This window comes from Paraburkholderia sp. SSBN10T (genome assembly GCF_056619545.1).
On record NZ_JBWQQI010000004.1, the window covers coordinates 61,570 to 87,713 of the forward strand.

At 62.5% G+C, this 26,144-nt stretch carries 23 protein-coding genes; 9 read left to right on the forward strand and 14 right to left on the reverse strand.

Annotation, left to right across the window (positions count from 1 at the left end):
- Positions 1-16: 16 nt before the first annotated feature.
- The 3 genes from AC1ECK_RS07420 to AC1ECK_RS07430 all read right to left on the reverse strand — a co-directional run bounded on the left by AC1ECK_RS07420 (position 17) and on the right by AC1ECK_RS07430 (position 3,319).
- The gene (locus tag AC1ECK_RS07420; protein WP_480317483.1) at positions 17-883 is read right to left on the reverse strand and encodes an amidohydrolase family protein; all 867 of its coding nucleotides are present in this window, start codon (positions 881-883) and stop codon (positions 17-19) included.
- A gap of 61 nt (positions 884-944) precedes the next feature.
- Positions 945-2,213: an MFS transporter gene (locus tag AC1ECK_RS07425; protein ID WP_480317485.1), complete on the reverse strand. Its 1,269-nt coding sequence runs from the start codon at positions 2,211-2,213 to the stop codon at positions 945-947.
- A gap of 86 nt (positions 2,214-2,299) precedes the next feature.
- Entirely contained in the window at positions 2,300-3,319 is a 1,020-nt protein-coding gene (locus AC1ECK_RS07430; RefSeq protein WP_480317487.1) for a porin, read from the reverse strand.
- A 417-nt stretch (positions 3,320-3,736) separates the two neighbouring features.
- Here AC1ECK_RS07430 and AC1ECK_RS07435 point away from each other — a divergent pair, with 417 nt between their 5' ends.
- Positions 3,737-4,774, forward strand: a complete 1,038-nt coding sequence (locus AC1ECK_RS07435; protein ID WP_480317490.1) for a zinc-dependent alcohol dehydrogenase family protein — start codon at positions 3,737-3,739, stop codon at positions 4,772-4,774.
- 113 nt (positions 4,775-4,887) lie between these two features.
- On the forward strand, positions 4,888-5,124 hold the full coding sequence (locus tag AC1ECK_RS07440) for a UDP-glucose 4-epimerase (RefSeq protein WP_480317491.1): 237 nt from the start codon (positions 4,888-4,890) through the stop codon (positions 5,122-5,124).
- Positions 5,125-5,254: 130 nt separating this feature from the next.
- Here AC1ECK_RS07440 and adhP read toward each other — a convergent pair whose 3' ends face one another.
- On the reverse strand, positions 5,255-6,280 hold the full coding sequence (gene adhP, locus AC1ECK_RS07445; RefSeq protein ID WP_480317493.1) for an alcohol dehydrogenase AdhP: 1,026 nt from the start codon (positions 6,278-6,280) through the stop codon (positions 5,255-5,257).
- Positions 6,281-6,577: 297 nt separating this feature from the next.
- Here adhP and AC1ECK_RS07450 point away from each other — a divergent pair, with 297 nt between their 5' ends.
- Both AC1ECK_RS07450 and AC1ECK_RS07455 read left to right on the forward strand, forming a co-directional pair.
- A complete protein-coding gene (locus AC1ECK_RS07450) occupies positions 6,578-7,267 on the forward strand; it encodes a CBS domain-containing protein (RefSeq protein ID WP_480317495.1) in 690 nt (229 codons plus the stop codon).
- A 53-nt stretch (positions 7,268-7,320) separates the two neighbouring features.
- Positions 7,321-8,067 carry a beta-ketoacyl-ACP reductase gene (locus AC1ECK_RS07455; RefSeq protein ID WP_480317497.1) on the forward strand — a complete coding sequence of 249 codons (747 nt, stop codon included), beginning with the start codon at positions 7,321-7,323 and terminating at the stop codon, positions 8,065-8,067.
- Positions 8,068-8,114: 47 nt separating this feature from the next.
- On the opposite strand, the gene AC1ECK_RS07460 is transcribed toward AC1ECK_RS07455, so the two are convergent.
- The 3 genes from AC1ECK_RS07460 to adh all read right to left on the reverse strand — a co-directional run bounded on the left by AC1ECK_RS07460 (position 8,115) and on the right by adh (position 12,452).
- Positions 8,115-10,457, reverse strand: a complete 2,343-nt coding sequence (locus AC1ECK_RS07460) for a TonB-dependent receptor (RefSeq protein WP_480317499.1) — start codon at positions 10,455-10,457, stop codon at positions 8,115-8,117.
- Between the two features lie 174 nt (positions 10,458-10,631).
- The gene (locus AC1ECK_RS07465) at positions 10,632-10,838 is read right to left on the reverse strand and encodes a hypothetical protein (protein WP_480317501.1); all 207 of its coding nucleotides are present in this window, start codon (positions 10,836-10,838) and stop codon (positions 10,632-10,634) included.
- A 93-nt stretch (positions 10,839-10,931) separates the two neighbouring features.
- On the reverse strand, positions 10,932-12,452 hold the full coding sequence (gene adh, locus AC1ECK_RS07470; RefSeq protein ID WP_480317503.1) for an aldehyde dehydrogenase: 1,521 nt from the start codon (positions 12,450-12,452) through the stop codon (positions 10,932-10,934).
- A 450-nt stretch (positions 12,453-12,902) separates the two neighbouring features.
- Between adh and AC1ECK_RS07475 the strand changes: the two genes are divergently transcribed.
- A complete protein-coding gene (locus AC1ECK_RS07475) occupies positions 12,903-14,630 on the forward strand; it encodes a methanol/ethanol family PQQ-dependent dehydrogenase (RefSeq protein ID WP_480317504.1) in 1,728 nt (575 codons plus the stop codon).
- A gap of 90 nt (positions 14,631-14,720) precedes the next feature.
- Positions 14,721-15,962, forward strand: coding sequence for a c-type cytochrome (locus AC1ECK_RS07480; protein ID WP_480317506.1), 1,242 nt, complete (start codon positions 14,721-14,723; stop codon positions 15,960-15,962).
- A gap of 92 nt (positions 15,963-16,054) precedes the next feature.
- Here the strand turns inward: AC1ECK_RS07480 and pqqE are convergent, their stop codons facing one another.
- The 7 genes from pqqE to AC1ECK_RS07515 form a co-directional block, all read right to left on the reverse strand.
- Complete coding sequence (gene pqqE / locus AC1ECK_RS07485) at positions 16,055-17,179, reverse strand: pyrroloquinoline quinone biosynthesis protein PqqE (RefSeq protein ID WP_480317508.1); 1,125 nt, start codon at positions 17,177-17,179, stop codon at positions 16,055-16,057.
- Position 17,180: 1 nt separating this feature from the next.
- Complete coding sequence (gene pqqD, locus AC1ECK_RS07490) at positions 17,181-17,462, reverse strand: pyrroloquinoline quinone biosynthesis peptide chaperone PqqD (protein ID WP_480317510.1); 282 nt, start codon at positions 17,460-17,462, stop codon at positions 17,181-17,183.
- The gene (pqqC, locus tag AC1ECK_RS07495) at positions 17,459-18,178 is read right to left on the reverse strand and encodes a pyrroloquinoline-quinone synthase PqqC (RefSeq protein WP_480317512.1); all 720 of its coding nucleotides are present in this window, start codon (positions 18,176-18,178) and stop codon (positions 17,459-17,461) included. The genes pqqD and pqqC overlap by 4 nt, the downstream gene beginning before the upstream one ends.
- A gap of 2 nt (positions 18,179-18,180) precedes the next feature.
- Complete coding sequence (gene pqqB, locus AC1ECK_RS07500; RefSeq protein WP_480317514.1) at positions 18,181-19,104, reverse strand: pyrroloquinoline quinone biosynthesis protein PqqB; 924 nt, start codon at positions 19,102-19,104, stop codon at positions 18,181-18,183.
- Between the two features lie 69 nt (positions 19,105-19,173).
- A complete protein-coding gene (pqqA, locus tag AC1ECK_RS07505) occupies positions 19,174-19,248 on the reverse strand; it encodes a pyrroloquinoline quinone precursor peptide PqqA (protein ID WP_480318119.1) in 75 nt (24 codons plus the stop codon).
- Positions 19,249-19,598: 350 nt separating this feature from the next.
- Positions 19,599-21,581, reverse strand: a complete 1,983-nt coding sequence (locus AC1ECK_RS07510; RefSeq protein ID WP_480317516.1) for a sigma-54-dependent Fis family transcriptional regulator — start codon at positions 21,579-21,581, stop codon at positions 19,599-19,601.
- A gap of 316 nt (positions 21,582-21,897) precedes the next feature.
- Complete coding sequence (locus AC1ECK_RS07515; RefSeq protein WP_480317518.1) at positions 21,898-22,803, reverse strand: LysR family transcriptional regulator; 906 nt, start codon at positions 22,801-22,803, stop codon at positions 21,898-21,900.
- Between the two features lie 103 nt (positions 22,804-22,906).
- On the opposite strand from AC1ECK_RS07515, the gene AC1ECK_RS07520 reads away from it, so the two are divergent.
- The 3 genes from AC1ECK_RS07520 to AC1ECK_RS07530 all read left to right on the forward strand — a co-directional run bounded on the left by AC1ECK_RS07520 (position 22,907) and on the right by AC1ECK_RS07530 (position 26,033).
- The gene (locus AC1ECK_RS07520; RefSeq protein ID WP_480317520.1) at positions 22,907-23,836 is read left to right on the forward strand and encodes an HpcH/HpaI aldolase/citrate lyase family protein; all 930 of its coding nucleotides are present in this window, start codon (positions 22,907-22,909) and stop codon (positions 23,834-23,836) included.
- Positions 23,837-23,881: 45 nt separating this feature from the next.
- Complete coding sequence (locus tag AC1ECK_RS07525; RefSeq protein ID WP_480317522.1) at positions 23,882-25,087, forward strand: CaiB/BaiF CoA transferase family protein; 1,206 nt, start codon at positions 23,882-23,884, stop codon at positions 25,085-25,087.
- Positions 25,088-25,151: 64 nt separating this feature from the next.
- Positions 25,152-26,033 carry an amidohydrolase family protein gene (locus AC1ECK_RS07530; protein WP_480317524.1) on the forward strand — a complete coding sequence of 294 codons (882 nt, stop codon included), beginning with the start codon at positions 25,152-25,154 and terminating at the stop codon, positions 26,031-26,033.
- Positions 26,034-26,144: the final 111 nt, after the last annotated feature.

Sequence of the window (26,144 nt, forward strand, 5' to 3'; positions counted from 1 at the left end):
CGTGGCGCGGTCGGTGTCAGTCGATGAAGCCGTACAAACGCGCTGGATTGTCGACCAGCAGCTTCTGCATGGCGTCGGCGTCGCCGCACAGCGGCAGGACGTCGACCAGGTCCACATCGTCGGCGACCGGATGGCGCGGGTTGGGGTGCGGAAAATCGGTTCCCCACAGCAGACGATCGGGTGACGCGTCGATCAACGCGCGCACGAACGGCGCCACATCGGCGAACGGCGTGCCTGTTGCGGAGAGCCGATCGATTGCTGACACCTTGATCCAGCAGTGATCGCGCCTCGCCCATTCGAGCAGCCGCGCAAATCCCGGTTGTTCGGGTCCACCGGCTGCATCGATGCGTCCCATGTGATCGACCACGAACGGAATGGGCAGGGCGTCGAGCATCGGCTGCAATTCGTCGAGCCCGGTTGCGTCGACGTGCAGCAATACATGCCAGCCAAATAGCGCAATTCGCTCCATGAGCCTGCGAAATGTCGCCGGCTCGGGTGGCGTCCACAGATGCCGGATGAAGCCGAAGCGCACGGCGCGGATGCCGCCGTCGTGCAGCGCCTGCAGACCGGCATCGGACAGGCCCGCGTCGATAAGCGCGACGCCGCGCCGCGCGTGCGGCCGATCGGCGATGGCGTCGAGCACGACGCGGTTGTCCGTGCCGTGCACGGTCGCCTGGACGATGACCGTTCGATCGACGCCAAGCCGCTCGTGCAACGCGCTCAATACGGTCTTGTCGGATTCAGCCGGGGTGTAGGGCCGCGAATCCGCATAGGGGAAACGGCTCACGGGACCGAGGATATGGCAGTGCGTATCGCACGCGCCGCGCGGCAGCGTGAAATCGGGCTGACGAAGTGCCGGTGACGGCGTGGCAGGTTGAGGCAACAGTCACACTCCTTGAATATGCGAGGCAGGCATCGGTCGAGCCTGTCCGCGCCTGGGTCGATCAGGTTCGCGCATGCGTGCCAGGGCTCCGCTCGCGGCCTTGCGCGTCTACGGACGAACGCGGACCACCGGGCATCCAGCGGCTGGTATTCCATGCTGCGATCGTCATCAGCAGTAGCGCGCTGCCGGCGACGAACAGTGCGATGGCCGATCGCAAGCCCATCGACGGCGAGAGGCGTGCGATCGCGTACGGCGCGATCGAGCTGGCCGCAGTCATCGCGTAGCTGATACCGATGCCGGTCGCGCGGCCTTTGACCGAAAAGCGTAGCGACTGGTAGAGCGGCAGAATGCCGAACAGTCCGCTGGCGAAAAGACCCATCAGGCACGCACCCACGGCGAGAAGCCATAGGGTCGACACGAGCGTATAAAGGACCGTCAGCGGAATCACCATGGAGAGAAACAGGACGATCGTGCGGCGTTCGCCGAGCCGGGCAGCGACGTAACCGCATAACGGCTTACCGGTCAACGATCCAACCGAATAGGCCACCAGGAACGGATAGATATGGCTTGCGTCGAGGTGCTGCACGGAGATCAGAAAGGTCGGATACAGCACCTGCACCGACCACAGCATGAAATTGAGCGCGCCCGAAAAGAGCCAGGCCTGAAGCGCGGCAGGATTGAACTCGAACGCCTCGAACGCGCCGCGCCGCGGGTTGCGTCGCTGATCGCGGATCCAGTCGGGCGATTCGGCGATGTTCTTGCGTATGAAGATCGTCAGCAAGGCGGGCAGCACGCCGATCATGAACATCCAGCGCCACCCGAGCACAGGGAACAGCAGATGGAACGTCGCCGCCGCGAGCATGTAACCGATCTCATAGCCGGAGACCATGATGCCGGACGCGTACGGCCGGATGGACTCGGGTACGGTTTCCATCAGCAACGAAACCGACACCGTCCATTCGCCGCCGAAGCCGATACCGAACAGAACCCGCAACACCATGAAAGAGGCATAACTCCATGCCAAACCGCTGAGCCCCGCAGCGCACGAGAACCACAACACCGCCGCCATGAATACGAGCTTACGGCCGAAGCGATCGGCTGCGAAACCCCAGCCTATCGTGCCGACGATTTTCGCCAGTCCTGTCGCAGTCACGATCAACGTCATGGCCGGCAAGCCGACGTCGAACACCTTGCCCAGATGCGGCAGCAGAAACAGCAGCATGGCAAAATCGAACGAGTCGAGCATCCAGCCGGCGGTTGCCGCCGCAATGATCTGCCAGTGCGATTGCAACAACCGCCATTGTCCGGAACGGGTTCGGTCTGTGCTCACATTTCCTGCGTCATGCTGTAAATCTTCCACGCTATATTTCTCCGCAAATCGGCTGGACGTAACAACGCATCGCACTACTGGCAGTGTTAGAAAAGATAGTTGATGCCGACCGAGATTCCCAGTTGATGCGACGCGTGAGCCGCATTCAGCGTCGCATTGCTGATGTAGCTACCGTGATAGGTCGTGTAGTCACTCTCGGCATACAGGCGTGTACGTTTCGACAACAGGTAGGCCGCGCTGAAGATGGCCAGGTTCTTCCGTCCCTTACTGGTTGGAAGATTCGTCACGTAGTAGCCCGCACCGAGATTGACGTCATAGCTGAGGTTGTAGGTTACTCCGCCCCAGTAGTTTTCCGTGCGCGCGGCGGTCGCGGGCGCGACGTTGTCCGTGGTTTCGCTCATGTAGCCGCCTGCAAAACGAAGCGTGCCGAACTTCAGCTCGGAGCCGAGCGCGGCATAGTCATCCGGCTGATACGCGGTGCCGACCAGCACGGTACGATGAATATAGGTTCCGCCGACATTGAAGAAGCCGACCTTGTATTGCAGTCCGACGCCATGCGCGGTGCCTGCGTTGAAATCGCCTGCTACGCCGCCCAGGGCCTCCTCCGCGCCGACGTGAAATGGCCCCCACACGCCTGAGTATTTGATGTCGTTGTTAAAGTGGGTTCCATCGACCGCCGGTGTCAGCGGGATGATCGAGGGATAGCCGAAATAGAACGGGTCGAAATCGTGCAGCACGTCGTGACCGAGCGTATATTGACGCCCCAGGTCCAGCGAGCCATACGGACTGCCAATACCCACGAACGACATCCGGTTGAAGAGGATGCCCGTCGTGTTGTCCAGTGCGCCGGTGCCTGTATTGAAGCCGGTTTCAAGCTGGAAATGCGCATTCCAGTTGCCGCCGAGATCTTCCTGACCGAGGAAGTCCAGTCGGTTCGCGGTATACAGTCCGTTCGAACTCATGGTCGTCACGCTGCCCTTGCCGTTGCTGGTGTATCGCACGCCTCCATCGACGTTACCTGCCAGCGTGACCGACGATTGTGCATGGGCGGCGCACGCGATCGCTCCGATTGCCAGCGCGCAAGGGCGCCAACGATTTGTTTTCATCTGGTTGATTCGCTTATGTTGTCTCTCTGTGCTCAAACGGCAAGAGAGTTGTCTCCTTTTATGCGGCGGGGCGAGCCAGATGCTGCATAGGCAGCAGCGCCGCGACAAGCGACCTGACATGGCAAAGCTTCGGTTCGAAAAGACTGGCCGCCGCGCGCGGTCTCTGTATCGTGTTGGCGGATATCCACCGCGTCCTCCCGACGTATGACGATCCAGATTAGCGAGAATCATGGATTTATCCACGGCTGCCGTCTATTGAATAACCGCGCGGATGAGTTAACCGATCTGTAAAGACCTCGGGTTGATACCGATGGTGTCTGCCGTTTGACTGGATTGATGCATGTCAACGGACGTTCTACGTATCGGCCTAAAGTTGGGTGGTAAAGGAACATCGATTCCATCAACGGAGGCACTACGATGAAAGCGCTCGTGTATCACGGCCCAGGAAAGAAATCGCTCGAGGAACGTCCTGTCCCGAAGCTGACCGCGCCAACCGATGCGGTGATCAGGATGACCCGCACGACGATCTGCGGGACCGATCTGCACATTCTGAAAGGTGACGTGCCGACTTGCGAGCCGGGGCGCATTCTGGGACACGAAGGCGTCGGCATCGTCGAGCAGGCCGGCGCTGCGGTCTCGTCGTTCAAGCCGGGCGACCATGTGCTGATTTCGTGCATTACGTCGTGCGGAAAATGCGACTATTGCCGCCGCGGCATGTATTCGCATTGCAGAACGGGTGGCTGGATTCTCGGCAACCGTATCGACGGCACACAGGCCGAATTTGTGCGCATCCCGCACGCGGAAACGAGCCTGTATCCGATTCCGGCGGGCGCAGACGAGGAAGCGCTTGTGATGCTGTCGGACATTCTGCCTACCGGTTTCGAATGCGGCGTGCTGAACGGCAAAGTGCAACCGGGAAGCACGGTGGCGATCGTCGGGTCCGGGCCCATCGGGCTGGCGGCGCTGTTGACCGCGCAGTTCTATTCGCCGGCGCAGATCGTGATGATCGACCGTGACGCGAACCGTCTCGAGGTGGCGCGGCGTTTTGGTGCGACCTCCTGTATCGACATCGGGCACGCCGATCCTGTTGCCGAAATCATGAAACTGACCGATCAGACCGGCGTCGACTGTGCGATCGAGGCCGTCGGTGTGCCGGCGACCTTCGAACTCTGCGAAGCGATCGTGGCGCCCGGCGGCACGATCGCCAATGTCGGCGTGCATGGCGTGAAGGCCGATCTGCATCTGGAAAAGCTGTGGGATCGCAACATCGCGATCACGACCCGTCTTGTCGATACCGTCAGCACGCCGATGCTGTTGAAAACCGTTCGTGCAGGCCGGATCGATCCGGCGAAACTGATCACGCACCGCTTTCGCCTCGATGACGTCGCCAATGCCTACGATACGTTTGGCCGGGCGGCGGATACACACGCGCTGAAAGTGATCATTGAAATGTAACGTGCGCGGCGCAGATTTTAGTTACTGACGAAGGAACTGCGGTCGCGTGTGTCGAGCGAGGCGCGGGACCGTTTGATGCAGTGTGACATTCACCGCATGTCGAGATATTCTTCATGACAATCTCAGGTAACGTTAGCGAGGCCGACTGGTCCGTTTCCGCCGAGGCCAATCAGACCGCCACTGGCTACGACTGCCGGATTCAGGTCAGCCATCGCAAGCCGGAAGGCGTCTTTACACATGTGTTCAGGCACGGCGGGACGTTTGCGACGGAACGTGAAGCGATACTCGAAGGATTGCGGGAAGGGATGGTGTGGATCGAGCTGAAGCGGGCAAAGACCTTCAACGTGTAGCGTTTTGCTTCGATGCATCCGTCACGTGATCGGCGAGATTCTTCAAGAAGTAGGCGAGGCAACCTGATCGAAGCGTGACCGCACGGAGATTCTGCGCTCACGCCTTCTCTATCGCCCAACGAGCCGAAGGTCAATCGAGTGTCAGCACCACGCGGCCGTCGACCTTGCCGCCCTTGAGATCCGCAAACACCGTGTTGATGTTCTCCAGACGATCGGTGTGAATACGCGCCCGGACCTGTCCTTCGGCTGCGAATTCGAGCGACTCCTGCAAATCCCGGCGGGTCCCGACAATCGAGCCGCGCACCGTGATGCCGTTGAGCACGGTCGAAAAAATCGGCAACGGAAAATCGCCTGGCGGCAAGCCGTTGAGCGAGACGGTGCCGCCGCGCCGGACCATGCCGAGCGCTTGAGCAAAGGCGCTGCGCGAGACCGCCGTGACCAGCACGCCGTGGGCGCCGCCGATCTCCTTTTGAATCACGGCAGCGGGATCCGCCGTCGCGGCGTTGATGGTGAGTGTCGCGCCGAGTTCGCGCGCAAGGGCGAGCTTGTCATCGGCGATATCCACGGCGACAACGTGCAGTCCCATTGCAATCGCATATTGAACCGCCACATGGCCGAGGCCGCCTATCCCCGAGATCGCGATCCACTGGCCGGGGCGCGTGTCGGTCATACGAATGCCTTTGTAGACGGTGACGCCGGCACACAGAATCGGAGCGATTTCTTCGAAGCCTATTTGTGCAGGCAAGTGTCCGACGTAGTTCGGATCGGCAAGTACATATTCCGCGTAGCTGCCGTTGACCGAATAACCGGTGTTCTGCTGCTCATGGCAGAGGGTTTCCCAGCCGCTCAGGCAGTGCTCGCAGTGGCCGCAAGCGGTGTAGAGCCACGGCACGCCAACCCGGTCGCCCTCCTTGACGGCCTTGACACCCGTGCCGACTGCCGTGACGAAACCGACCCCCTCGTGACCGGGAATGAAGGGTAGGGAGGGACGCACGGGCCAGTCGCCGTCGGCCGCATGAAGATCAGTGTGGCAGACGCCCGATGCCTTGATATTGACGAGGATCTGTCCAGGGCCCGGGGTGGGCACGGGCACTTCCTCGATCCGAAGGGGTTCGCCAAACGCGTGGACGACAGCGGCTTTCATCGACTGAGCCATAGGATTCTCCGATAGAGGGTGAGGTGCCCTCAGTATCGGCGCGGAGGCAACGGGCAAATTGACGTGGATCAGTAATCCACCGGGTGGCTTGACGACGGACTCAGGGTCTCGCACGCACAACCGCACCGGATCATCCTGCTTGCCTCGCCTCGGTTGCCCCGGTCACCGGTTGATCCAGGTCAATCCGCTGCGCGCATTCGAGGCCTAATCTCAAATCAGTTGAAGACATGCTCATAACCGGGCGTAGTTATCAGCAGCCGCACAATTCGGTAACCGAAACTGTTTGGGAGACTCTCCATGCGCGCATCTGATGTCATGACCTGCAACGTTATATCCGTCACTCCCGATATGACCGTGCGCGACGCGGCCAAAATCTTTACGGACAACCATATAAGCGGCGCACCTGTTCTGGATGGCGAAGGCCGTCTCGCCGGTGTGATCAGCGAAGGCGATCTGCTTCGCCGGGTGGAGATCGGAACCGATACGCGCAAGCGATCGTCATGGTTCGATCTATTCTCGGCCAGCCACGACGCCATCGACTACATCAAGACTCATGGGCTCAAAGTGGGGGACGTGATGACGGCCAATGTCATTACCGTGAGCGCAGCCACGCCGCTCAGCGAAGTGGCCGGCATTCTGGAGACCCGGCGTATCAAGCGTGTGCCGGTGACGGAAGCGGGACGGGTCGTCGGGATCGTCAGCCGATCCAATCTCGTTCAGGCATTGGCCAGCATCGCCGTCGAGCCGGTGCCGGATGTTGCACTCTCCGACAGCGATATTCGCGCCACGCTGATGGGTGAACTGGCCGGCCGGAATTGGGCGTTCGCCGGGCGCAACCTGGTCGTCACGGATGGCGTGGTTCATCTATGGGGCACGTTTCACTCGATAGAGGCGGTGCAGGCCGTTCGCGTGGCGGCGGAGGGAATTCCGGGCGTCAAACGGGTGGAAGACCATACCGAACCCTATCCGATGATGCCCGGTATATAGACGATCGCGGGTGGCATCTTCACATTTCACACGTCTCGTACGAGGAGAGTGACATGACCCAAAAACGCGTTGCCTTTGTGACGGGCGGCATGGGTGGGCTGGGTACCGCCATCAGCCGCCGGCTGCACGATGCCGGCATGATCGTTGCCGTTTCGCATTCGCCCCGTAATGACCACGTGGCCACGTGGCTCATGCACGAGCGCGACGCGGGGCGCCGCTTTCAGGCGTTCGAGGCCGATATCGCCGATTTCGACTCGTGCGAGCGCTGCGCACATCGTGTGCTGGACGAGTTCGGCGCGGTCGACGTGCTCATTAACAACGCGGGTATCACGCGTGATTCGACCTTTGCGAAGATGACCAAAAGCGATTGGGATACGGTGCTGCGCACCGATCTCGATGCGCTCTTCAATATGACTAAGCCGTTTATTGGCGGCATGGTCGGTCAGGGTTTCGGGCGGGTCGTCAACATCGGCTCGGTGAACGGCTCGCGCGGTTCTTTCGGGCAGACCAACTACTCGGCAGCCAAGTCCGGCATTCATGGTTTTACGAAGGCGCTGGCGCTCGAAGTGGCGAAACATGGCGTGACGGTCAATACGGTTTCGCCGGGCTATCTGGCAACCGCGATGACCGCCGCCGTGTCGAAAGAGATCATGGAGACGCGCATCTTGCCGCAGATTCCTGTCGGCCGGTTCGGTCAGCCCGACGAAATCGCAGCGTTGGTAGGATTCCTGTGTTCCGACGATGCAGGTTTTATCACCGGGTCGGATCTCGCGATCAACGGCGGCATGCATATGCGATAACAAGCAGCGGACCGACGAGGATATTGCTGACCCGCTACGCGTCATCATTAGCGCCACGCATACCGCAGGCCGACCCACATGCCGCGCGGCGCACCCGGGCCGACGAATTGCTCGTTGACCGGATTTGCGCCGTCGAACGTGTGGTTGGGTCCGTTGAAAAAATTCTCGCCGAGCACGCCGAAACTCGCATATTGCTTGTTTAGCAGATTCGTCACGGTGGCGAAGATCTGCAATTGCTTCGTCACCTGGTACGTCGTATCCAGATCCACCAGCAAGTAGCCGGCAATCTTGCCGTTCACGTCCTCGTTATTCTCGTCGCCCTGTGCATAGATGCCGCTGCGCCATGTCAGATTGGTGCCGATTTTCCACTTCGGCGTGACAGCGTAATCGAGCCGCAGCTTGACGGTGTTCGACGGGATGCCGGGAAGGTGATCGCCGGGCTTTACGGTGATGTTGCCGTTGGCGTCGGCGCTTGAATTGCTGGCGCTGCTTTCCGCCCACGTCGAGCGATAGGTCGCGTCGATATAGCTGTAGCTCAGGTCTAGGCCCAGCGGCCCGAATCGGGTGTGCCCGGCGAGTTCGAAACCTTGCCGACGGGTATTGTCGACATTCTGGAAATAACCTTGTGTGCTCGCCGCGCTGCTGATGAACTCGATGTCGTTCTCGAGCGTCGTGCCGTAGGCTGCGGCGCTCCAGGTCGTCGTCTTGCCGATGCGGCCGCGCGCTCCGATCTCGAACGTCTTCGAGATCACCGGCTTCAGTGCCGGGTCGGCCACGAAGTCGTTCGGCAGCGAGCACGGCGCGGCTGGGTCCGCGCAGGTCAGTTCGATCGCCGTGGGGGAACGCATGCCCTCGTTGTAGGTGGCGTAAGCGGTGAAGTTGGGGAGCGGGTTCCAGTTGAGCCCGACGGCAGGATTAAAGCGCGAGAACGTGTGATTGCCGTCTAGCAGCGGCTGCGTGCCGCTTTCGTCGCCGATCTGTGCGTTTGACCGGTTGTAGCGGCCTGCCAGCGTCAACGATATCTGCTGGGTCAGCGACAGCGTGTCGCTGAAGTAGAGACTGAGGTCCGCGTCGCGCGTTTTGGCGTCGGTCTGCTGTTGGTAGCCGCCTATACCGATCGCTGCGCGCGAGGCGGTAAAGTAGGCCTCCTGCGAGGACGCCGTATAGTGGGAATTCGCGAAATCGGCGGCTATGCCCGCAACGAACTGGTTGTCCATCCCACCGAGCTTGCCAAGCAGGGTCATCTGGAGGCTCGCGCCATAACTGTCGGTCACAACGACGGAATTCTCGTTGGTTCCCTGCAGCGTGTCGATATTGCCATTGGCGTCGACTGACCCGTAGCCTGTATTGTTGTTGCTGCTGATGTTGTTGTTGCGGTAATGCCGGTAATAGAGGTTGCCGCTCAGTTCGACGTGGTCGTTGAAGTAGTGATCGCCGGACAGGGTGACGTAACCGGCGCTGTTCAGATTCTGATCCGGATACGTATACAGTTGTGTCGGGTTGCCGAGGAACGAGCGTGGAATCGTCTGCATTCCGTGCAGATCGTTGTCCGCACCGCCTGCCGCGAACGACAGCGTCGTATCCGTATCGGTATAGCGCAGCTTGCCGAACGCTTGCCGCACGCGGCTCGAGTTCTGCTGGGCCCAGCCGTTATCGTTCGATGCGTTGCCGGTGAAGTAGTAGTCGAGATTCTCGCCGATGGTGCCTCCCTGTTCGATCTGCGCAGTCTTGCGTCCCCACGATCCCGCTGTCAGCTCGGCCTCGCCGCCGGGGCTGGTTTTGCCGTTCTTCGTCGTGATCGCGATGGCGCCGCCAAGCGTATTGAGGCCATAGGTCGGATTCGAGCCGGGAATCAACTGGATCGTCTCGATCGCTTGCTGGGGAATGAGGTCCCAGTTGACGACATTGCCGAACGGCTCGTTCACGCGTACGCCGTCGACGAAGACAGACAGGCCTTGTGGCGTGCCGAGCAACGGAGAAGCGGTGAAGCCGCGATAATTGATGTTGATCTGATAAGGATTGCCTTGCGCATCGGAAAGATCGACGCCCGGGAGGTTCTCGGCGAAATAGTCGATCAGCGTGCTGCGATGTTGCCGATTGAGGTCCGCCGCGCGGATCGTCTGCACGTTGGCGGGAACCTGCGACAGCGGCGTGCCGACGCCGAGTAGCGGCGTGGTGCCTACCACGATGATCGGTGCGAGCACCGTTACCGCGCTGGAACTGTTAGCGTTCAGGCTCGTGAATGCCGCGGGCGGCGTTGTTCCGGCCGGTTCTGTCTGCGCCCAGGCGACGGCGGACACGCTCGCAAGCGCGCTGCCGAAACACAGCGTCAGGCCGGCGCGTCGTGGAAAGAACGGGCGGCCGCGCCGTCCTCCATACGGTGCGCTCATTGGGTTGTCTCCTGCTGGTTCTAAGATCGGCATTCTTCGATGCTCGACGCTTTTTCTGGATCAATAATGCGGAATCACGAAGCGGGATTCGTCGAATGGACGGCATGCGCATTTGTAATGCACGTCCAATGTAGAAGGCGGTCGGTCAAGGCGCGGTTTCATAAGCGCCCATCGCTAGACGTATCGGTTCGGGGGAAACACATGCCATGTTCCGTCGTCGTGCCGGAAGAAGAGAATCGCTACGCTGCCTTGCGGACGCGATACCTCGACTCGAACCTGACGCCGCTTGCCGGCGCCGGCATAGCGGTAACGCGAGATCCGAACCGATGACACCGGCGTCGACGGCATCCATTTCTCGACGAGAAGACGCAAGGTGTTCATTGGTTTGTCCTCCGCTCCGCTGGCGGCCTCGTGGGGCGTTGTGTCGAGGCCGCCAGTTGCTACGCATGGCCTCCTCGACAACACGTGCCTGTTTCAGAAGAAACCGAGGGGCTTCTGGCTGTAGCTGACGAGCAGGTTCTTGGTTTGCTGGTAGTGGTCGAGCATCATCTTGTGATTCTCGCGGCCAATGCCCGATTGCTTGTAGCCGCCAAATGCCGCGTGCGCCGGATATGCGTGATAGCAATTGGTCCATACGCGACCCGCCTGGATGCCGCGTCCCATACGGTAAGCACGTGCACCGTCGCGGGTCCACACGCCGGCGCCGAGACCGTACAGCGTGTCGTTCGCGATCTCGAGCGCCTCATCTTCGTTCTTGAAGGTCGTCACCGACACCACCGGTCCGAAGATTTCTTCCTGGAAAATGCGCATCTTGTTATGGCCACGGAACACGGTGGGCTTAACGTAATAGCCCTTGCTCAGCTCACCTTCGAGCGTGTTGCGCGCGCCGCCTGTCAGGCATTGCGCGCCTTCCTGCTTGCCGAGATCGATATACGAGAGGATCTTTTCGAGCTGTTCCTGCGAGGCTTGCGCACCGATCATCGTGGTCGGGTCGAGTGGATGTCCCTGTTTGATCGCCTCGACACGCGTGAGCGCACGCTCGATAAAGCGGTCGTAGATTTTCTCCTCGACCAGCACGCGCGACGGGCACGTGCACACTTCGCCCTGGTTTAGCGCGAACATCGCGAAGCCTTCGAGCGTCTTGTCGAAGTAGCTGTCGTCGCGGTCCATCACGTCGGCGAAGAAGATGTTTGGGCTCTTGCCGCCGAGTTCCAGCGTGACGGGAATCAGATTCTGGCTCGCGTACTGCATGATCAGGCGGCCGGTCGTCGTTTCACCGGTAAAGGCAATCTTCGCGATGCGCTTGTTCGACGCGAGTGGCTTGCCTGCTTCAAGACCGAAACCGTTCACGACGTTGACCGCGCCGGGCGGCAGCAGATCCTGGATCAGTTCGAGCAAGACGAGGATCGAGGCGGGCGTTTGCTCGGCCGGTTTGAGTACCACGCAATTACCGGCGGCCAACGCGGGCGCGAGCTTCCAGACGGCCATCAGGATCGGGAAGTTCCACGGAATGATTTGGCCGACGACGCCAAGCGGTTCGTGGAAATGATAGGCAACGGTGTCGCCGTCGATTTCCGAAATCGAACCTTCCTGCGCGCGCAGGCAACCAGCAAAGTAGCGAAAGTGGTCGATCGCAAGCGGGATGTCCGCCGCCATCGTTTCGCGCAACGGCTTGCCGTTGTCGATCGTTTCAGCGATAGCAAGCCGCTGCAGGTTCGCCTCCATGCGATCGGCGATGCGGTTGAGGATGTTGGCGCGATCGGTCGTGGAGGTCTTGCCCCATGCGGCCTTGGCGCGATGCGCGGCGTCGAGCGCGAGTTCGATATCGGCCTCGCGTGAACGCGGGATCGACGTGAACGGTTCACCCGTGATGGGCGAGATGTTGTCGAAGTATTCGCCGCCGAGCGGCGCGACCCATTCGCCACCGATGAAGTTCGCATACGTCTTCTTGTACGGAAACTCGGTGGACAGATACTGTATTTCGGCGTGGCTCATTCGTGTCTTCTCCAGAATCGGTCTGATTGAACGGACGGCGCGTTGCGCTGGGCGGCGATACCTGCCGTCGCGGCGGCGCTTGCTGTCTCGGTGAGCGGAACAGCGAGAACCGTGCCATCGACGCAACGCGAAAACGCCGCGCAGCAGGATCGGAACACCGATGCGCCAACCTCCTGCCGATGTGCGCCGGCGGGCAGCGGCATGCGTACCCACCTGTCATGTTTAGACACATACCGGATGTTCGCTGTACCAGGATGCAACACCCTCGGTCAGCGCCCGAGTACCAGGAACAACGCATGAAGCCGTGCGTCGGTTCGCTGCCGCATGCGCGAGCGCGCCGCTCGATCCGATGGCACACGATTTGCGATGTTGATTCCGCAGCCATTCTGCGACAACCGGCAAAGGCGCCGAGAGCACGGCACAGCGCCGACAAATCAACAGGAGACAAACATGAAGAGACGTTCGGCTTCGGCCATGCGATTGGCGATGCTTGCGATCGGCGTCGTATCGGTTCTCGGTCTGGAATCCGGAGTGGTGGCCGCTGCTTCCGACTATCCGGCCGTCACTTATGACCGGCTGACGAATGCACAAACGGATCCGGGCTGGCTCACTTATTACCGCAGCTACAACGGCCAGTCGCATTCGCCGCTCAAGCAGATCGACAGCGCCAACGTGAAGGGCCTCAAGCAGGTCTGGAGCTACAAATTCCCCGCTGACCTTCAGCAAGGCTTCGAAGCGACGCCGATCGTCAACGGATCGTTCATGTTCGTGACGACGCCGAAAGACAACGTCTACGCGTTCGATGCGACGACGGGCAAGCCGCTCTGGAAATACGAACCGAACCTCGGTCCCGAGTCGTTCAAGACCGCGTGCTGCGACGTGGTGAATCGCGGAGTTGCGCTCTACGGTAACAATGTTTACGTGGCAATGCTAAGCGGAGAAGTCGTTGCGCTCGATGCGAAAACCGGCGCCGTGGTCTGGAAGAAGCAGATGTTCGAACCGGGTATCGGCTACGCGTTCTCACTCGCTCCGCTCGCGCTGGATGGTGCGATCGTGGTCGGCAGCTCGGGTGGCGAGTACGGTGCGCGCGGCTTCATCGCCGCGCTCAAACCGGAAGACGGGACCGTGCTCTGGAAGCGCTTCACGATACCCGGCGCCACGGAAAAGGATGGCAATACCTGGCCCAACGGCATGCAGGAACATGGCGGTGCGCCGGCCTGGCTGACGGGAACCTACGATGCAGCGACGAAAACCCTTTACTGGGGCGTCGGCAATCCGGGCCCGTGGCTTGCGGACCTGCGCCCGGGCGATAACCTCTATTCCGATTCGCTGCTCGCGCTCGATCCTAAAACGGGCGATCTCAAGTGGCACTATCAGTACACCCGTCACGACACCTGGGATTACGACGGCGTCAATACACCGGTTCTCGCCAACATCAAGTATGAAGGAAAGGACTACGACGCGATCATTCACGCGGACCGCAACGGCTATTTCCATGCGATCGACCGGACGACCGGCAAGCTGATCTATGCGAAACCGTTCGTGAAGGCGACTTCCGTCACGGGCTACACCGGAGAGGGCGTGCCGGTCGAAGACGGCACGAAGTATCCGAAAGCCGGCACGACCATCGACACTTGCCCGAGCTTCCTCGGCGGGAAGAACTGGTGGTCGGTCTCGTACGACCCGGACACGCATCTCGCGGTCGTCCCGACACTGCATGCGTGCATGAGCCTGTCCGGCAAGTCGGTCAGCTACATGGAGGGGCTGCCGTACCTGGGCGAGGGATTCGAGATCGAAGCGGAGCCGGGTAGCCAGGGCTATGGCGAGCTGCAGGCGATCGACGTCGATACCGGCAAGAAGGTCTGGAGCCACTGGAGCAAGCTGCCGTGGAACGGCGGTGTGGCCACCACGGCGGGTGGTCTCGCCTTCAGCGGCTCGCTCGACGGACACCTGTACGCATTCGACGAAGCCACCGGCAAGGTGCTGTGGCAAAGCCCGAAACTGGCGAGCGGCATTGTCGCGCAGCCTTCGGTATTTGAAATCGACGGCAAGGAATACGTTGCCGTACTGGCCGGTTACGGCGGTGCGAACCCGATCTGGGGCGGCCCAATGGCGAAGGCCGCGCAGAAGGTGCCGCGCGGCGGCACCCTGTATGTGTTCGCGCTCAATCACGTCTGATCGCTCAACCATCGCTCAACCTGACCGCGTTCGCAACTTCATCGCTCGCGATGAGATTGCGAACGCCCAGCATTTACCGGATTCATCATTATGAAGATTCAACTCAATCGTTTCAGTGCGGCTGGTCTGCTCATGGCCGGCGCGCTCATGCCGGCGTACGCGATAGCCGAGGTACGCATTTGTACCTTCCCGGGCAGCCCGTCGACGGCGCTGGACCGGGCCGTCGCCAAGGAAGCCTTCAAGACGGCCGGCATTGCCGCGTCGTTCGCGTCGCACGTCATCGGCGATGGCGATGACGACGGCGTTTCGCTCAAGGAACTCGATAGCGCGCTCGGACGAGGTTGCGATGTGATCGCAGGCTTTCCGCGCTCAACGGTTGCCGATGGATCCGGCAGCCGGCTCCGGTTTTCGAACGGCTATTTGCGCACCGGATACGTGAGCGTCGAGGTGCACGGCGCGAAAACCGGGGACGCCGCCGAAGGCGTCGTGGCGGCGACCTATGCGAGCCCGGCGCAACTGATCGCGGTGCAGCAGAGCAGCGTCAAGCTGGATCTGGAAAATACGCCCGAGCAGACGGTCGATGCGGTGGCGAAGGGCCATGCACAACGGGCGATCGTCTGGTATCCGGCCGTCGTCGCATATGGGCAGACGCATCCGCAGCAGCAGTTCGACGTGGCGAACGCGGCTTCACCGTACGCGGACTGGCATCTGGTGTTCGCGTTCGGATCGAAAGGCGCGGCGTTGCAGGCGCGGATCGATTCCGCGCTTGCGAAGATGACGGTCGATGGCCGGCTTGTCGCGCTGACCCGGAATTGGACCTTGCCCGAGGCCGCGCAGCACGCGCAGACTGCGGAGCCGTCGCTCGCCTATCGCGACGGGCCGGCACCGGCCGGCGGCCATGCGCAGCTCGCTCATCTCGCCCGTCTTGCCGGCGCGACGCAGTCCGCGGCCGGCCGCTTCATCCGGGTGTCGGACGCTGCGGCAGGCGACGCGCCGTCGTTCGACCACGCGCAGGTCGAGCATGGCAAGAGCCTGTATGCGGCTTCCTGCGCCAAGTGCCATGGCGCGAAGCTGCAGGGGATCTCCGCCCCCACGCTCAGTGGGCCGGCATTTGCGCCGGTGGCGAATTCGCATCTGACGATCGGCGGTGTGTTTGGCTACATGGCGACCAACATGCCGGCGGATCGTCCCGGCAAGCTGAAAGATCAGGATTACGCCGACCTGATGGCGTTCCTGCTGTATTCGAATGGATATCGCCCCAGTACCGCCAAGCTGACCGCCGACACCGCGCGGGCGTCAGCCACGCCGCTTAACGCGGGTCCGCAACGATGAACGCGCAGCCGCGGCGTGGTCGGGCAGACCACGCGCGGCGTGCGCAATACCGGCCCGGCTGTGAGCCGGGCCGCCCCGCGCGCGCAACGCAATCATCCGTGGCGCAACGAATTGTCCCTGCTGCGGAAAATCAGCGGTTGCTCGTCGACAGGCCGCACTGGACGGCGCGCGAGCGCCACCACATGCTCGACCTTGTCGTGATGCGCGGATTTCGCGCATACGGGATCGGCGGCGGCCGCATCGCCCGTGAGCAGATAGGCCTGGCAGCGGCAGCCGCCGTGGTCGACATTGCGCTCGTCGCAGCTCCGGCAGGGCTCGCGCATCCAGCCGTCGCCGCGGAATGCGTTGAACGCCGGACTCTCGTACCAGATCTGCGCGAGCGATGCGTCGCGCACGTGCGGCAGATCGAGCCCCGGCAGCGAACCCGCCGCGTGACACGGCAGCGCGGTGCCGTCCGGCGCGATGCCGAGAAACACCGATCCCCAGCCATTCATGCAGGGTTTGGGGCGAGTCTCGAAGTAATCGGGCACCACGAACAGAATGCGGCAGCGCTCGCCCAGTTGCGCACGGTACCGGTTGACGGTTTCCTCCGCCTCGCGCAGTTGCTCGCGGGTCGGCATCAACTGCGCACGATTGAGCATCGCCCAGCCGTAATACTGGGTGTTGGCGAGTTCCAGATAATCGGCACCCATCTCGAGCGCCATGTCGATGATTTTGTCGACGTGCGGCAGGTTGTAGCGATGCAGCACGCAGTTGAGCACCATCGGGTAGTCGTGCGCCTTGATGAGGCGCGCGATCCGGCGCTTCAGGTCGAATGTCCGCGTGTTCGACAGGAAATCGTTGAGTTCACGGGTCGAATCCTGAAACGATAGCTGGATATGGTCGAGGCCAGCATTCTTTAGTTGTGCGATGCGCGTCTCGGTCAGGCCGATGCCCGACGTGATCAGGTTCGTATAGAAGCCCAGGCCGCGCGCATGGGCGACGAGGATTTCGAGGTCGTCGCGCAGCAGCGGTTCGCCGCCGGAGAAGCCGATTTGCGCGGCGCCGAGCTTGCGCGCCTGAGCGATCACGTCGCACCAGGCATCGGTATCGAGTTCGGTGTCGTGCGCGGCGAAATCGACCGGGTTAGAGCAGAACGCGCAGTGCAGCGGGCAACGGTAGGTGAGTTCGGCCAGCAGCCACAGCGGCGGAGACGGGCGGACGTTATCGGTAGGCATGTCAGTCGAGCCAGCCGCGCTGCCGCGCATGATCGATGAAGCGGTACACGTCGGCGGCAAGATCCGATGCATGGAACAGACCTTCGAGTTCGCCGATGATCTCGTCCAGGTGGCGGCTTCCGTCACAACGTACGAGAATCTCGCCCGCACTCGGATTGAGGATCACCATGCCCTCCGGATACAGCAGCACGTACGCGTTCTGGACGTCCTCCCATTGCAACCGGAACATTTTCCTCAGGCGTGGAAAAACGCGGGCGCCGCAAGCGGTGTTCAGTGTGTTCATACCGGGTACGCCTTTTCGATCGCATCGAGCATCGACCAGAGAATGTCGAGCTTGAATTGCAGGATGTCGAGCGCACGCGATTGCGCCTGCGGCGTGCGGAAGTAGCCGAGCGTCACTGCGAGCCCATGTTCGACGTCGCGCTGCGCGAGCGGGATCCGGCTGCGAAAGTATTGCAACCCGTCCGCGTCGATCCACGGGTAGAGCGACGGCCAGCCGGCCAGCCGGTCGCGATGGATTTGCGGCGCAAACATTTCCGTGAGCGACGAGCACACCGCTTCCTGCCACGGTGCGCGCCGCGCAAAGTTGACATAGGCGTCGACCGCGAAGCGTACGCCCGGCGCCACGTGGTCGAGCGACCACAAGGCCGTGCGCTCGAGCCCGACCGCATCGGCGAGACGCGCCCATGCTTCGATGCCGCCGGCATCGTCGCCGTAGCCGTCGTGGTCGAGCAGGCGCTGGGTCCAGAGCCTGCGGGTGTCCCGGTCCGGGCAATTCGACAGGATCGCCGCGTCTTTCAGCGGGATGTTGATCTGATAATAAAAGCGGTTCGCCACCCAGCCGCGCACCTGTTCCGGTGAACATCGGCCGCTGTTCAAGCGGACGTTGAACGGATGGTGGATGTGGTAGCGCGATCCGAGTCCGCGCAGGCGCACCTCGAATTCGTCGGTCGACCAGGGCGTCGCGTGCAGCGTGGCGGGAAGATAAGGCGCGTTCATGGCTATACCTGAAATTGCATTCCGTCCCGCGCGACATCGATGCCGCGTGCGCTCAGCAACGCATATTCGGCGGAATGCGGGTCGAGAATCGGATTGGTGTTGTTGATGTGAGTCAGCACTTTGCGCGTCGTGTCCGGCAACGCGTCGAGCAGATCGAGCATGCCAGGCTGTCCGCGATGGCCGCATTGGGCGAGATGGCCCATGTCCGCGGCGGGCCGGGTCGATAGGCCGAGGTCGATCATTTCGTTAGCCATCCAGAACGTGCCGTCGACCAGCACCAGGTCCGCGCTGCGCATCGCCTCGCGCACCGGCGCCGATGCCGTCTCCAGGCCGGGTGCGTAGAATGCCCGCGCGCCGGTCGCGACGTTTTCGATCAGCAGGGCGATGTTGTCGCCGGGTATCGCGGCGGCGCGGCGTGGCGAGTAGGGCGGTGCCTTGCTGTCGATCGGAATGGCCGTGAAACGCACGCCTTCGACGGGCGGGATCGTAAACGGGGTGTGCAGCGCGATCTCGTGACGCTCGACGCCGCAGTAATGCCCGAGCAGGGGCACCAAAGGCAGTCCGCTGGAGAGATCGTCGAAGACCGGTGCGCATGCATAGAGCGGCAGCGGCGACGAGCGTTCGCGCAGCATCAGCAAGCCGGCGACATGGTCGATTTGCGCATCGATCAGCAGCACGGCGGCGATACCGCTATCGCGAATCGAGCGGGCCGGCTGCAGCTCCGGATGGGCGCGCAATTGCGCGAGTAGGTCGGGCGAAGCGTTGACAAGTACCCAGTCGACGCCATCGTCGCTGACCGCTATCGACGATTGCGTACGTGGGATCACATCTCCCGTCCGATTGCGCGCCCGCCGGCAGTTCATGCAGTTGCAGTTCCATTGCGGCAAGCCACCGCCCGCGCCCGAACCGAGAATCTTGATCTTCATGAGCGGTGCTCCGGAGCCGCCCGCGCGCCGTTGCAACTGACGGCGCGCGGGCGAAGCTGCGTAGTGGCTTCAGCGGTTGGCGATATACATCGTGATTTCGTAGCCGAGACGCAGATCGTTGTAGGCGGGGGTGGTCCACTGCATGGTTGTCTCCTTGATGAGGATGATTAGGTTGAAAACCGCGCTCAACGAGCGGTCGGATCGTTTAACGCAAGGTCTGTGCCGGAGGCGGCGAAGCGGCGCCGGCGAGGTTGACGCAAGGCGATGAGTGCGGGTTCGCGGCGGCAAATGCGGAGGTCCGTGCTCGAACGGTGGGACGGGAGGAGATTGAATACCGGCTGGCGCAGCGGCAAGCTGAGGACTGTTCAAATCGAGGACACTGGTGTTGCAAAATGCCACACATGCGCAACAGTACGAAGCGGCAGGCAACAGGTGTCGGGCGGCGAGTCAGTGAGGCGCTGCCGCGTGTCGCGGCAGTCGCTTTGCGAAGGCGGCTAGAGGTCGTCCTTCGCTTCGTCCGGGCCGACCGTTGCCGGCATCTTCCGGTAGATCGTGTTGCGCGAGATGCCGAGCGCACGCGCGGCGGCCGATACGTTGCCGCCGTTCTGGGCGAGCGCGTTCGCAATCGCCGAAGCGGCGACGTCCTCGAGCCGCGTGCCTTGCGGCAGCAGCGGTTCGGCGCTGGCCGGAGGGCAGGCTGCCGTGCTGCGCAGATCCTCGAAGAAATCGTCCGGCAAATGCTCGCGCCGTATCTGGCCGTCCGCGTCGACCATTGCCGCGGCGGTGCGCAGAAGATTGCCGAGCTGGCGGAAATTGCCGGGCCACGTGCATCGCTCGAACAGCGCCATGACGTCGTCCGCGATGCTCAGGTGCGGGCCGTCGGTGCCGTGAAGCGACTTGTCCTGCAGCATCTTGTTGATCACCGAGGCGAGATCCGTGCGCTCGCGCAGCGGCGGCAGTTTCACCACCAGACCGTTCAAGCGATAGTACAGATCCTCGCGGAAGCGATTTTGCGCGATCATCTCGCGCAGATCGCGATGGGTCGCGCAGATGATCGCGATATCCACCGGAATCGAGCGGGTCGAACCGAGTGGATTGACGACGCGCTCTTGCAGCACGCGCAGCAGCCTCACCTGCAGCGGATAAGGCATGTCGCCGATCTCGTCGAGAAACAGCGTGCCGCCGTTGGCCTGCAGGAGCTTGCCCGCCGCGCCTTTGCGCCGCGCGCCGGTGAAGGCGCCTTCTTCGTAGCCGAACAGCTCGGATTCGATCAGCGTTTCGGGAATCGACGCGCAGTTGAGCGCGACGAACGCAGCCGTGCGCCGCGGCGAATCGTTGTGGATCGCCTGGGCGAGCAATTCTTTGCCGGTGCCCGTCTCGCCGGTGATCAGGACCGGAATGTCCTTGCCGATCACCTTGCGGACCTTGGCGATGACCGCGCCGACCTGCGGATCGCCGGTGTCCAGATAGTTGAGCTTCGACAGCGTGCCCGCGAGCGCCGCCGGTCGCGGCGCGTCGGCCCGGGGGGCGGGCCTGGCGTCGGTCCGAACCTCGGGCGGCCAGGCGCCGTCGGCGAGCGTGGCGCGCCGGAATTCGACGGTCGCGCAAACCACCACGCCGGTGTTCAGGTTCAGCGACAGGTGGGTATTCCGGCTCGTGCGCAACTGGTCGATCAACTGCGACGTGGTGACGCCGAACAGAGACGACAACGTGTGAGCACGCAAGGCGGCGAGCGGCAGGCCCAACTGGAATTGCGCGCTGCGATTGGCCGAGAGGAAGCGGCCGTCGCACGTAAACGCGACGATCCCTTCCATCAAGGTATTGAGAAATTCGGGGCGGCCGTGAAAGGCGATTTGCAGGGTTTCGCGAAACGTACTGCTAAACAGATGATTCTCGATCATCTGCACCGACATTTTCGCCAGCGCCATCGTGTGCTGATGGTAGCTGCGATGGTCGCCCGTGACATCGAGCACGCCGATCAGGTCGCCGTACGGATCGAGGATCGGCACACTCGAACAGGTCAGGAAGCGGTTCGCCGCCAGATAATGCTGGTCGCCACGGACGACGGTAGGGCACCGTTCGGCCAGTGCGGTGCCGATCGCATTGGTGCCTTGCCGTGCTTCTGCCCAGTTCGCGCCGGGGCGTAGCGCGACCTTTTCGGCACGCTGGAGAAAGTCGTCGTCGCCAATCGAATGAAGAATCAAGCCGTCGGCATCGGTCAGCACGATCATGCTTTGCGTGTTGGCGATCTGCTCGCGCAGGGTTTCCATCACCGGTGTGGCATGCGCGTACAGCACCCGGCTCTGTTCCAGCCTGAGCGCCAGTTCGGTGGCGGGGAGCACGTCGTAATCCGGCCGCATCGACGCACTGAGTCCGAAGGTTGCGGAGCGCTCGTGTGCTTTCTGGATAGACGGCGTATGCCAGCCGGGTTGCGGGGCTGTCAACGGGCAAGCCGCGTGATGAACGTCATCGCGCATTGTCTCCTCCTGTTTGAATTCCGGTCGTATTGCCGAAATCTCCCTCATACCGCACGCAAACTTTGCGCCAGGCATGGATGTTCATGCTTTCAAAAACCTGACGATGCATGGGGAAGCCGTTGATGACTGCACTGGCTGCGCGCTTAGGCACCCTGCCGGTGGGCGATATCGGAACCAGCATAACGGCGCCCTAGGCGCCATCCTGATTCGGACAGCTATTTTGTGCCTGGCGACGCGGTGCTGCCTATCCGTGATCGTCCTGATCGAAGGCCTGGTCACGTCAGCGCTCGCGCTGAGCCGCAAACGTGGCATACGCCTACTTTCGTCTGTTCCCCGTAGTTTTGCGCCCTTCATGACGCAGCGCATCGTCGGCGCATTGAAGAAATCCCTTGATCAGATGGCCGCGCGGCGAGCCCCTGTGCCACACCACGCCGAAGCGGCGCGGCTCCGTTTTGACGGGCAGCGCCAGCTTCGCGACGTCGAGCCCCGCGGTCAGCGGAGAGACGATGTCGGGGACCAGAGATACACCGAGGCCACGATCGACCATCATCGCTATCGCCATCAGCGAATTCAGCTCGAACAATTCGCGCGGCGCAATTCTGGCTGCGCGCAGGTAAGCGTCCGCCTGTTTGCCGCCGCCGAGCGAGCGGTCGTAGCGGATGAAGGGCTGGCTACGCAGCAGTTCGTGCGGATCGTCTGCGGCGAGGCGCGCGGGCGCCAGTACGACAAGCGGCTCCTCGCGCAGCAGATGCCAGTCATAGGCCTTGGGCAAAGCGAACGCCGGGTGCAGGCAGACCGCCACGTCGAGTTCGCCGCGCAGCAGCGTTTCGTAGAGCTCCATCGACGTGCCGGCGCGAATCAGGACCTTGACCTGTGAAAACACCGAGGCAAAGTTCGCGAGCACATCCGGCATCAGGCTCAGCAAAGCGGTGGTGATCGTGCCGATGCGCAATTCGCCGGCCGCTTCGCCCTTGAGCGCAAACGCCTTCAGGTCGGCAAACTCGCGAACCAGACCGCGCGCCCGCTCGATCACGCGATGCCCCGCTTCGGTCGGAATGACCGTGCGCCCGGCGCGAACCAGTAGCGGCACGCCCAATTCCCGTTCGAGCGCCTGGACCTGCTGTGCGACGGCCGCGGGCGTCACGCCGACGCGGCGGGCCGCTTCGGCCATCGAACCGCTGTCGACCACCAGCATCAGATTGGCAAGAAATTCGATGTCCATAAAAGATAGATTGGCTATGTTTTGAAGATAGGTGTAGATAGTTTATCTAAATCTTGCTCGTGCGTAGACTGGTTTCAGGCAATCAGAACCTGGATCGGGAGACATGAGAAGCAAGCTGTTTGTACCGGCGTCGCGGCCGGAACTGTTCGCCAAGGCGCTCGTTAGCGCGGCCGACGCGTTGTCGTTCGATCTCGAAGATGCGGTCGCCGCCGAACGCAAGCCGCAGGCGCGGCTCGCATTGCGTGAGCTCCTGCTTTCCGACGCCGTGGCCGATTCCACCAAGGTGCTGATCGTGCGCATCAACGCGCTCGATAGCGCGTATTTCGATGCCGATCTCAGTGCGGTTGCGCTACCCGGTCTCGACTTCATCAATCTGCCGAAACCCGCTAGCGTGGACGATGTGCGCAGCGCCGTCGTCGCCCTCGAGCGCGCTGAGCAGGCCAACGGCGTGACCACGCCGATCAGGCTGCTGCTCAATATCGAATCGCCTAAAGCATTCCGCCATGCCGCCGAACTGGCTGGCGCGCATCCGCGTGTGGCCGGTCTGCAACTCGGCCTCGGCGATCTGTTCGAACCGCTCGGCATGGCGCGCCGCGATGCCTCGGCGATCCGCCAGGCGATGTTCGGGCTGCGTATCGCGGCGGGGGAAGCAGGCGTGTTCGCTTACGACTCCGCGTTCGCCGACATCAAGGACGAGGCCGGCTTCCGCGCAGAAGCCGAGATGGCTCGCGCTATGGGTTTTCTCGGCAAGAGTTGCATCCATCCGAGCCAGGTCGCGCTTGCCAACGAGGTGTTTCGTCCGTCGGACGACGAGATCGCGCACGCGGTGCGCGTCGTCGCAGCAGCGTATGACGCCGGCGAAAAGGGTGTGGGCGCCTATGTGGTCGACGGCAAGATGATCGACCCGCCGTTTGTCGAGCGCGCCCGGGTGCTCGTCAGTCAGGCGCAACAAATGAGACTCCTTACGGGTGACCAGCATGCCGCGCTCGACGGCGCAGCGCAGAGCCGTCCAACGCACGACGTCGAACGCTGAACCGCATCTCATTCGATACTCACTGGATCAATACGGAGACCTCTCATGGAACGCTCACCGCAATTAGCGCGCTCCGGCACGACGGGGCCGCTCGCAGGCGTACGGGTGCTCGATCTGAGCGCGTACATCGCCGGACCCTATGGGTGCACGCTGCTCGGTGACCAGGGCGCCGACGTCATCAAGATCGAGCCGCCGTCGGGCGACAACCTGCGCAAATATCCGTCGACGCTCGAAGCCGAAAGCCGTGCGTTTCTCGGCATCAACCGCGGCAAGCGCGGGCTCGCGCTCGACCTGAAGCAACCTGAGGCGCTCGCCGTGCTGCTGCGTCTCGTCGAACAGGCCGACGTGCTGGTGCACAATTTCCGTCCGAGCGTGCCGGCCCGGCTCGGCATCGCGTATGAGCAACTGCGCGAAGTCAATCCACGCCTGATTTATTGTGCGGTGACGGGCTACGGCGACACGGGGCCCAACAAGGACAAGGCGGGCTACGACCAGGTGCTGCAAACCATGACCGGCATGTGCGCGATGCAAGGCAAGCACGGCGGCCCGCCGGAGATACTCTACGGCTCCGTGGTCGACTATTACGCGGCAGCGTTGGTGGCGGCGGGGGTGTCGTCGGCGCTGTTCGAGCGCGAGCGTAGCGGGGCCGGCCAGTATGTCGGCGTGTCGCTGCTGCGCAGCGCACTGACGATGCAGTCCGCACGGATGATCTGGGCCGACGGCGAGCCGAAAGAGATCGGCCGCGACATGCGTTCGGGCGGCATCACCGGCATTCATCCGACGCGCGCAGGCTATCTGTACATTTCAGCCAATACGCCGCATTTCTGGCAGGCGCTGTGCGAAAAGACCGGCCTCGATTCGCTTGGGCGCAACGAGCGTTATGACACGGTGCGCAAGCGCGCGCTGCATTGCGAGGAAATCATTCCGCAACTGCACGCGGCGCTCGAGGCGCGCACTGCGCTCGAATGGGAGGCGCATTTCGGCGACGCGGTGCCGTGCGCGGCTGCTCGCAGCGTCGAGGATATGTTCGACGATCCGCAGGTGCTCGCCGAGGACATGGTGAGTACTTTCGAGTATCCGGGTGTGGGCCGCTATCGCGGCTTCAGGGAGCCGATCCGCTTCGGCGCGGCGTCCGCGCCCGTGCCGGCAGCCGCACCGGCCTTCGGCCAGCATTCCGATGAGGTGCTGAAGGACGCGGGCCTGGCCGACGCGCAGATCGAAGCGTTGCGCGCGCAGCGCGCCGTGCTGTGAAGGTGGCTTCCTGACGCCATGACCCGGCACAGGAAGCCGGCATAGAAAATAACGGAGACGATCGATGGACACTCGAGACGACGCCGACAGCGCGAACGCTGCTGACGGCCGGCGCCCACGCATCGCGGCGCCGGCGGGTGCGTGCAACGCGCACATGCATATCTACGACCGGCGCTTTCTCGCAGGACGTGGTGGCGCGGGCTTCGTCGAAGGCGCCACGGTCGCCGACTACCGCGCGGTGCAGGCGCGCATCGGCACGCAGCGCACGGTGGTTGTCACGCCGCGCCCCTACGGCACCGACAATCGCGTGACGCTCGATGCGATCCGGCAACTCGGCGCCGACCACGCGCGCGGCATCGCCGTACTGCGGCCCGACGTCACCGATACCGAACTCGCCGCGCTGCACGAAGGCGGCATCCGCGGCATTCGCTTCACGTTGTATACCCCAGCGAACGCCGTGGTCGGCTTCGAGATGGTCGAGCCGCTCGCACGCCGCGTCGCCGAACTGGGCTGGCATGTTCAATTGCACTGGACGGCCGCGCAGATCGTCGAGCATCGGGCGATGTTGTCGCGCCTGCCGTCGCCGATCGTATTCGATCATCTGGCGCGGTTGCCGCTACCCGCCGGCAAGTCCGATCCGGCGTTCAAGGTGGTACGCGAGCTAGCCGAAAATGGCCGTGTGTGGGTCAAGCTGTCGGGCCCGTATCTCGACTCGGCCGTCGGTCTCGAAGGCGGCTATGCGGATGTGACAGCGACCGCCCGCGCGTGGATCGCCACATTGCCGGAGCGGGTCGTGTGGGGCAGCGACTGGCCGCACACCACGGAATCGCACAAGCCCGACGACGCCGACCTGTTCGATCTGCTGGCGGACTGGACCGATGACGACGCCATGCGATGCCGGATTCTTGTCGACAACGCGGCGAAACTGTACGGCTTCACAGACTGAGTGACCGGCTGTCACGCCGGCACGAACAATGGGCAACGAACAACGAGCGACGAACGCGGCCGCACGAAACCATACTGCAACCCACACGCGCAGCGAACGCGTGGGTCAAAC